Origin of the sequence: Cupriavidus sp. WS (assembly GCF_000395345.1) — a bacterium.
GTDB lineage: Bacteria > Pseudomonadota > Gammaproteobacteria > Burkholderiales > Burkholderiaceae > Cupriavidus > Cupriavidus basilensis_B.
Genome location: NZ_AQPL01000548.1, coordinates 1 through 6,981, shown reverse-complemented (window position 1 = coordinate 6,981; position 6,981 = coordinate 1). Strand labels below are relative to the sequence as shown.

Annotated in this window: 6 protein-coding genes; 1 reads left to right on the top strand and 5 read right to left on the bottom strand. The window is 71.7% G+C overall.

From position 1 onward, the window contains the following. The 5 genes from K206_RS0134315 to K206_RS0134295 form a co-directional block, all read right to left on the bottom strand. On the bottom strand, nucleotides 1–1,391 hold a 1,391-nt coding region (locus K206_RS0134315), incomplete at its 3' end, for an efflux transporter outer membrane subunit (protein ID WP_043367710.1). 11 nt (nucleotides 1,392–1,402) lie between these two features. Continuing rightward, nucleotides 1,403–2,560, bottom strand: a complete 1,158-nt coding sequence (locus K206_RS0134310; RefSeq protein ID WP_020206796.1) for an ABC transporter permease — start codon at nucleotides 2,558–2,560, stop codon at nucleotides 1,403–1,405. Then, on the bottom strand, nucleotides 2,557–3,534 hold the full coding sequence (locus K206_RS0134305; RefSeq protein ID WP_020206795.1) for an ABC transporter ATP-binding protein: 978 nt from the start codon (nucleotides 3,532–3,534) through the stop codon (nucleotides 2,557–2,559). The genes K206_RS0134310 and K206_RS0134305 overlap by 4 nt, the downstream gene beginning before the upstream one ends. An 11-nt stretch (nucleotides 3,535–3,545) precedes the next feature. After that, nucleotides 3,546–4,547, bottom strand: coding sequence for an HlyD family secretion protein (locus K206_RS0134300; RefSeq protein WP_043367709.1), 1,002 nt, complete (start codon nucleotides 4,545–4,547; stop codon nucleotides 3,546–3,548). A 27-nt stretch (nucleotides 4,548–4,574) separates the two neighbouring features. Next, nucleotides 4,575–5,264 carry a TetR/AcrR family transcriptional regulator gene (locus K206_RS0134295; protein ID WP_020206793.1) on the bottom strand — a complete coding sequence of 230 codons (690 nt, stop codon included), beginning with the start codon at nucleotides 5,262–5,264 and terminating at the stop codon, nucleotides 4,575–4,577. Between the two features lie 244 nt (nucleotides 5,265–5,508). Between K206_RS0134295 and K206_RS0134290 the strand changes: the two genes are divergently transcribed. Continuing rightward, the gene (locus tag K206_RS0134290) at nucleotides 5,509–6,918 is read left to right on the top strand and encodes a carbohydrate porin (RefSeq protein WP_081651607.1); all 1,410 of its coding nucleotides are present in this window, start codon (nucleotides 5,509–5,511) and stop codon (nucleotides 6,916–6,918) included. Nucleotides 6,919–6,981: the final 63 nt, after the last annotated feature.

Here is a 6,981-nt window from a genome sequence, read left to right as displayed (position 1 = left end):
GCCAGCGTCAGCCGCGCCTGCCGGTCCTGCCGCTCGGCATCGAGCACCGCCAGCTGGCTGACGCCGCCGAGGCGGTACTGTTCCCTGACCACGGCCAGCGTGGCGGCGGCCTCGCGCGCGCTGTCGGCGCGCGCGCGCAGCGCGTCGGCGTCGGCCTCGAGCGCGCGCAGCGTGTCGGCCACTTCGCGCAGGCCGCTCAGCACCGCCTGCCGGTAGGCGGCCAGCGATTGCTCGTAGGCCGCCTCGGCCGAGCGCTTGCGCGCCACCAGCTCGCCGCCGCGGAACACCGGCTGCACGATGCCCGCCGCCAGCGACCACACGTTGAAGCTGTCGAACAGGTTGCGCGTGGACATGGCCTGGGTGCCGGCGCTGCCGCTCAGCGTGAGCTGCGGATAGCGCTGCGCGGCGGCGACGCCGATATTGGCCGAGGCCTGGTGCAGCAGCGCCTCGGCCGCGCGGATGTCGGGCCGGCGCCGCGCCAGCGCGGACGGCAGGGTCAGCGGCAGCGTGTCGGGCAGCGTCAGGTCTTCGAGGCGGAATTCGGGCAGGCCGGCGCTTGCCGGTTCCTGGCCCGCGTACACCGCGAGCTGGTGGCGCGTGGCGGCAAGCTGCTGGACCAGCCCCGGCAGCAGCGCCTGGCTCTGCGCCAGCTCGCCGCGCTGGCGCCGCACGTCGAGCGCGGCCACGCCGCCGGCCTGGTGGCGCTGCTCCGTGATGGCGAGCTGCTGCTGCTGGGCCCGCACGATGGCCTCGGTGTCGGCGATCTGCGCGCGCAGGCTGGCCTCGCGGATCGCCGCGGTGGCCACGTTGCCGGCCAGTGCCAGGCGCGCCGCCTCCAGCTCGAAGCGCTGGTAGTCCACCGCCGCGCGCAGGCCTTCGAGCTCGCGCCGCGCGCCGCCGAACAGGTCGAGCGTGTAGGAGACCGTCACGCTGGCGCCGTACAGCGTGAACGGGCCCGGGCTGGGAAACGCGGTGATGCCGACCGAGGCAAGGTCGACCTGCTCGCGCGTGGTGTTGAGCTTGGCGTCCACGCGCGGTGCCAGCAGCGCGCCGGTGCTGGCGGAGAGGTCCTGGCGTGCCTGTTCCAGCCGCGCGCGCGCCTGCGCCAGCGTGGGGCTGGCGTCCAGCGCGGCGCGGATGGCGCGGTCCAGCGCCGGGCTTTGGAACAGCGTCCACCATTGCGCCGGCACGTCGGCGCCGGCCAGCAGCGCCTGCGCGTGGCCGTCCGGCGCGTCGGCCGCGCCGGTGCGCTGCGGCTGCGCGCCGGCGGTGTAGGTGTCGCCGGCGGGCGCGGGCGGCACCGCGAAATCGGGGCCGACGGCGCAGCCGCCGAGCGCGAGCGCGAGCGCGGCGGGCAGCATGGAGACGAGAACGCGCGGCGAGGCTGGCATGGCCGGCTCCCTTAGTCGAGTGTGCGGCGGTAGAAACGCACCGCGATGGCCATCACCACGGCGGTAAACAGCAGCAGCGGCCACACGTCGGGCCACAGTTCGGCCCAGCCGTTGCCCTTGAGCAGGATGCCGCGGATCATGCGGTTGAAGTAGGTCAGCGGCAGCACGCTGCCGATGCCCTGCGCCCAGCGCGGCATGCCCTGGAACGGGAACATGAAGCCCGACAGCAGGATGCCCGGCAGGAAATAGAAGAAGGTCAGCTGCACCGCCTGCAGCTGGTTCTGCGCCAGCGACGACAGCGTGATGCCGACCGTCAGGTTGGCGGCGATGAACAGCAGCGCGGCCAGGTAGACCGCCAGCACCGAGCCGACGAACGGCACGTGGAAGACCCAGCGCGCCGCCAGCAGGATGATGGTGGCCTGGATCAGGCCGATGAACACGTAGGGCACGATCTTGCCGGTGATGACTTCGAGCGGCCGGACCGGCGTGGCGAGCAGGTTCTCCATCGTGCCGCGCTCGCGCTCGCGCGTCATCGCCAGGCCGGTCATCATCACCATCGTCATGGTCAGGATCACGCCCATCAGGCCGGGGATGATGTTGTACGGCGTGAGGCCCTCCGGGTTGTAGAGGCGCTGCACCTGCACCTCGAACGGCGCCTTGCCGCCCGCGAGATGCGCGAGCGCGCCCCGCAGGTCCTTGTCGGCCACCGAGTAGGCCAGCTGCGGCAGCGCGGCGATGGCCTGGCCGGTGGCGGACGGGTCGGTGGCGTCGGCCTCGACCAGCAGCGCCGGGCGCTCGCCGCGCAGCAGCCGCGCGGTGAAGTCGGGCGGGATGGTGAGCACGAACTGCACGTCGCCGCGGCGCAGCGCGGCGCGCCCGGCCGCTTCGTCGGGCAGGGTGCGGGTCACGCGGAAATACGTGGAAGCCTGCATGCCGGCCACGAACGAGCGCGTGAATTCGCTGTGGTCCGCCGCGATCACCGCGGTGGGCAGCTGGCGCGGGTCGGTGTTGATGGCGAAGCCGAACAGCATCAGCTGGATGATCGGCAGGCCCACGATCATGCCGAAGGTGATGCGGTCGCGGCGCAGCTGCAGGAACTCCTTGATGACGATGCTCCACCAGCGCTGCGGCGAGAACGCGAAGCGCCCGCCATTGCCGTTGCCGCTCATCGCCCGGCCTCCTTGCCGGCGCGCATGTTGTCGTCGGCGCGGCTCATCATGTGGATGAAGACGTCTTCGAGGCTGGTGTCGATCCGCTCCAGCCGGTGCCGCGCGCCGGCCACGCGGCGCAGCGTGGCTTCGAGCGCGGCTTCGTCGTGCCCGGTGACGTGCAGCGCGCTGCCGAACACCACGGTCTGCTCGACCCCGGGCGCGCCGCGCAATTGGTCGGACAGCGCGGAAAGCTGCTCGCCCAGCACGCTCCACGTGACCAGCTTCTGGCTGGCCACCACCTCGCCCGCGGTGCCCTGCGCCAGCAGCTTGCCGTAGGCGATGTAGGCGAGCTTGTGGCAGCGCTCGGCCTCGTCCATGTAGTGCGTGCTGACCAGCACCGAGATGCCGCGCGCGGCGAGCTGATGCAACTGCGCCCAGAAATCGCGCCGCGCCTTCGGGTCCACGCCGGCGGTGGGCTCGTCGAGCAGCAGCAGCTGCGGCTCGTGCAGCAGGCAGGCGGCCAGCGCCAGGCGCTGCTTCCAGCCGCCCGAGAGCGAGCCGGCCAGCTGCTGCGCGCGGCTGGCCAGGCCGAGTTCCTCGAGCGCGCGGTCCACGGCCTCGCGCCGCTTCGGCATGCCGTACACGCGCGCGACGAAATCGAGGTTCTCGCGGATGGAGAGATCGTCCCAGTAGGAAAACTTCTGCGTCATGTAACCCACGCGGCGCTTGATCTGCGCGCTCTCGCGCAGGATGTCGTAGCCCAGGCAGGTGCCGCTGCCGCCGTCGGGCGTGAGCAGGCCGCACATCATGCGGATCGAGGTGGTCTTGCCGCTGCCGTTGGGGCCGAGGAAGCCGAAGATCTCGCCGCGCCCGACCTGCATGGCGAGCTTGTCGACCACCACCTTGTCGCCGTAGCGCTTGGTGAGGTCGCGCACGTCGATGACCCATCCGGCGTGGCCGTCGCCGCGCGGACCGGGCGCTGCCGCAGGCATGGCGGATGCGCTCATGGCCGCGCCACCTCGACCGGCTGGCCCGGGTGCAGCTTCGGCGCGTCGGCCGCGGCCGGGCGCGCTTCCACCAGGAACACCAGCTTGGCGCGCGTCTCGTTGCTGTAGATCACCGGCGGCGTGAACTCGGCCTGGCTGGAGATGTAGCTGACGGTGGCGTCGACCGGCGCGGCGCAGCCGTCGCAGCGCACGCGCACCGGCTCGCCGGTCCTGAACGCGCCGACCACGGTTTCCGGCACGTAGAAGCGCACCTTGACGTTGCCCGGCGGCAGCAGCCTGACCACCGGGCTGCCGGCCGGCACCCAGTCGCCGCGGCGGAACGGCGTGTCGTAGACCAGGCCGGCCTGGGTCGCGCTCACGGTCTTGCGCGAGAGCTTCCACTCGGCCTGCGCCAGCGCGGCGCGCGCCGCGGCCACCTGGGCCTCCTGCGCGGCGCGCTGGGCGCTGCGCCCGGGCAGGCGCGCCACTTCCACGTCGCGCTGCAGTTCGCGCACGCGGGCGGCGTCGGCGGCGGCCGTGGCGCGGCTTTCCTCGAGCTGCGCCTGGGACACGCCGCCGATGGCGAACTGCGCCTGGTCGCGCCGGTATTGCGCCGCGCTGCGCAGCGCGCCGGCCTGCGCCTGCGCGAGCTGCGCGCGGGTGGCGTCCACCTCGGGCGGGCGCTTGCCGGTCTGCAGGTCGGCCGCCTGCGACTCGGCCGCGCGCACCTGCGCGGCGGCCTGCTGCCGCGCGGCGCTTTCGTCGTCGGCTTCGAGCGCGAACAGCGGCGCGCCGCCGGCGACCTGCTGGCCGCGCTGCACGGCGAGCCGGTCGAGCCGCCCGGCGAACGGCGAGGCCACGCTGACGAACTCACCCTCCACGTAGCCTTGCCAGGCGGGCGGCGCGTCGTTGCCGCACGCGCCGAGCAGCGCGGCGGCCGCGGCCGGCAACGCCAGGGCGGCGGTCCGGCGGGAGAGGCGGAGAAGGTGGCGAAGGTGGCGAAGGCGGTGGCGGTGCATGGCAGGCTCCGTGCGCATGGCTGGGTCTCAGGCGGAGGGGCTGGGAGGCAGCGGCGACATCCCGTGCGCGAGCAGCGCGCCGACGTGGCGCGCCAGCGCCTCGGGGTCGATGCCCTGCGCGCCGGGCAGGCGCTGCCAGATATGCGTGGTGGCCAGCGGCAGCAGCGCCAGGCCGATCAGCGACACCATCAGCAGCGCCGGCTCCACGCCCGGGTTGAGCTTGCCGGCCGCGCGCGCGGCGCCCAGGTGGGCGGTGACGATGCCGGCGCGCTGCAGCGCGATCTTCTGCAGCACGCGCTCGTGCAGCTGGCCTTCCGCGTTGACAATCTCGCGGATCCACAGCCCGGGGAACCACGGCGTGGCGGCGGCGGCGCGGATCAGCCGCGTGGCGATGCCGACCAGCATCGCGGTGGGATCTTCCTGGTCCGCCAGCGCGGGCGCGAAGACCTGCTCCACCAGCGGCTGCAGGCGCTCGTCGACCACCGCGTCGAGCAGCTGGTCGCGGTCGCGGAAGTAGTAGTGCACCAGCGCCGGCGTGACGCCGGCATGCGCGGCGATGGTCCTGATCGGCGTGGCGGCCACGCCGTGCCGCGCGAACAGGGTGGTGGCGGCGTCGAGCAGCTGCCCGCGCTGGCCGGCCGTGGCCGCCTTGCCGGAGGCTGGCCGGCCCGGGCGGCGGGGCGGGGAAGGCGAGCGGGCAGGCGGCGGCGTGGGCATGGGGCGAGCGCTGTGCGGGAACAGAGAAATATTAATTGTTGGATTAATTAATTCAAGGCCGGTTACAAAAATGACGATGGCCTGGGACCGCGGCGCACCCGCGCGGGAAGTGGAATGTTGCAATGCAGCAATGCAAGGTAGACATGTCATAAAGCCTTGGCTATGCTTCGTCCCGCCAATTCGCCAGGCAGCACCGTTGCTGCCGCCGGCCGCCCCGCCGGTCAGGTTTCTCCCCGGATTTTTCATGCTGCTTCGCCGTCTCACCGCCGCCCCGGCGCGGTTCCGCTTGTCCGTTGCCTGCCGCTTGCCGGCCGTCGCCCTGTCGCTGCTGGCCTGCGCCGGCGTGGCGCGGGCGCAGGACGCAGGCCCGGCGCCGGACCCGATGCCGGCCTCGGGCAGCCTGGTGAACGAGGCCGACGCGCCGTTCTCGTTCCACGGCCAGACCACCTATATCTGGCAGCGCAAGCCGGCCTTCGGCGCGGCCTACTCGGGCGACAACAGCCTGGCCGCGCAGCGCGCCAAGAGCTATTCGTTCAGCACCACGCTCGACCTGGGGATCCGCCTGTGGCGCGGCGCCGAATTCCACTTCAACCCGGAGGTGACGCAGGGCGTGCCGTTCTCCGAGCTGCACGGCCTGGGCGGCCTGCCCAACGGCGAGCTGGCCAAGGTGTCGAGCACCAACCCGGTGTTCTACCGCGCGCGCGCCTTCGTGCGCCAGACCTGGGGCCTGGGCGGCGGCAGCGAGGACGTCGAGGCCGATTTCAACCAGTTCGCCGGCAGCGTCGACAAGCGCCGCGTGGTGCTGACCGCCGGCAATTTCGGCGCGCTCGACGTGTTCGACCAGAACGAATTCGGCTCCGACCCGCGCACCCAGTTCATGAACTGGTCATTCCTCACGCACGGCGCGTTCGACTACCCGGCCGACGCGCGCGGCTACGACTGGGGCGTGGCGCTGGAATACATCGGCGACGCGTGGTCGGCGCGCATCGGCCGCTTCCTGCAGCCGCTCGAATCCAACGGGCTGGAGCTGGACACGCGCATGTTCCAGCACTACGGCGACATCCTCGAACTGGAGAAGCGCTACAGCATCGCCGGCCAGCCCGGCACCGCGCGCCTGCTGTTCTTCCGCAACAAGGCGCGCATGGGCGCGTTCAGCGACGCGCTGCAGTTCGGCGCCGCCACCGGCACCACGCCGGACGTGGCCAACGTGCGCGAGGAACACGCCAAGATCGGCGTGGGGCTGACCCTGCTGCAACGGATCAACGAATCGCTGGGCGTGTTCGCGCGCGCCAATATGTCCGACGACAAGACCGAGACCTACGCCTTCACGGAAATCGGCCGCCAGGTATCGGCCGGCGGCGTGCTCAACGGCAACGCCTGGGGCCGCCCGCGCGACGCGGTGGGGCTGGCCGTGGCGGTCAACATGCTGGGACCGCGGCACCGGGCGTATCTGGAGGCCGGCGGCCTCGGGGCGTTTCTCGGGGACGGCGCGCTACGGTATGGGCCGGAACAGGTGATGGAGTTGTATTACAGTTTTCAGCCGGTCAAGTATTTGAGTATTAGTCCGGATTTTCAGTATATTCGGAATCCTGGATATAATCGGGATCGGGGACCGGCCAAGTTTTATGGGGTCAGGTTGCATGGGGAGTTTTGAGTTTTTGTTTTTTTGAGTTCTTGTTTGGGCGGTTTTGGTACTTGAACCCAAAGGCCGTATGAC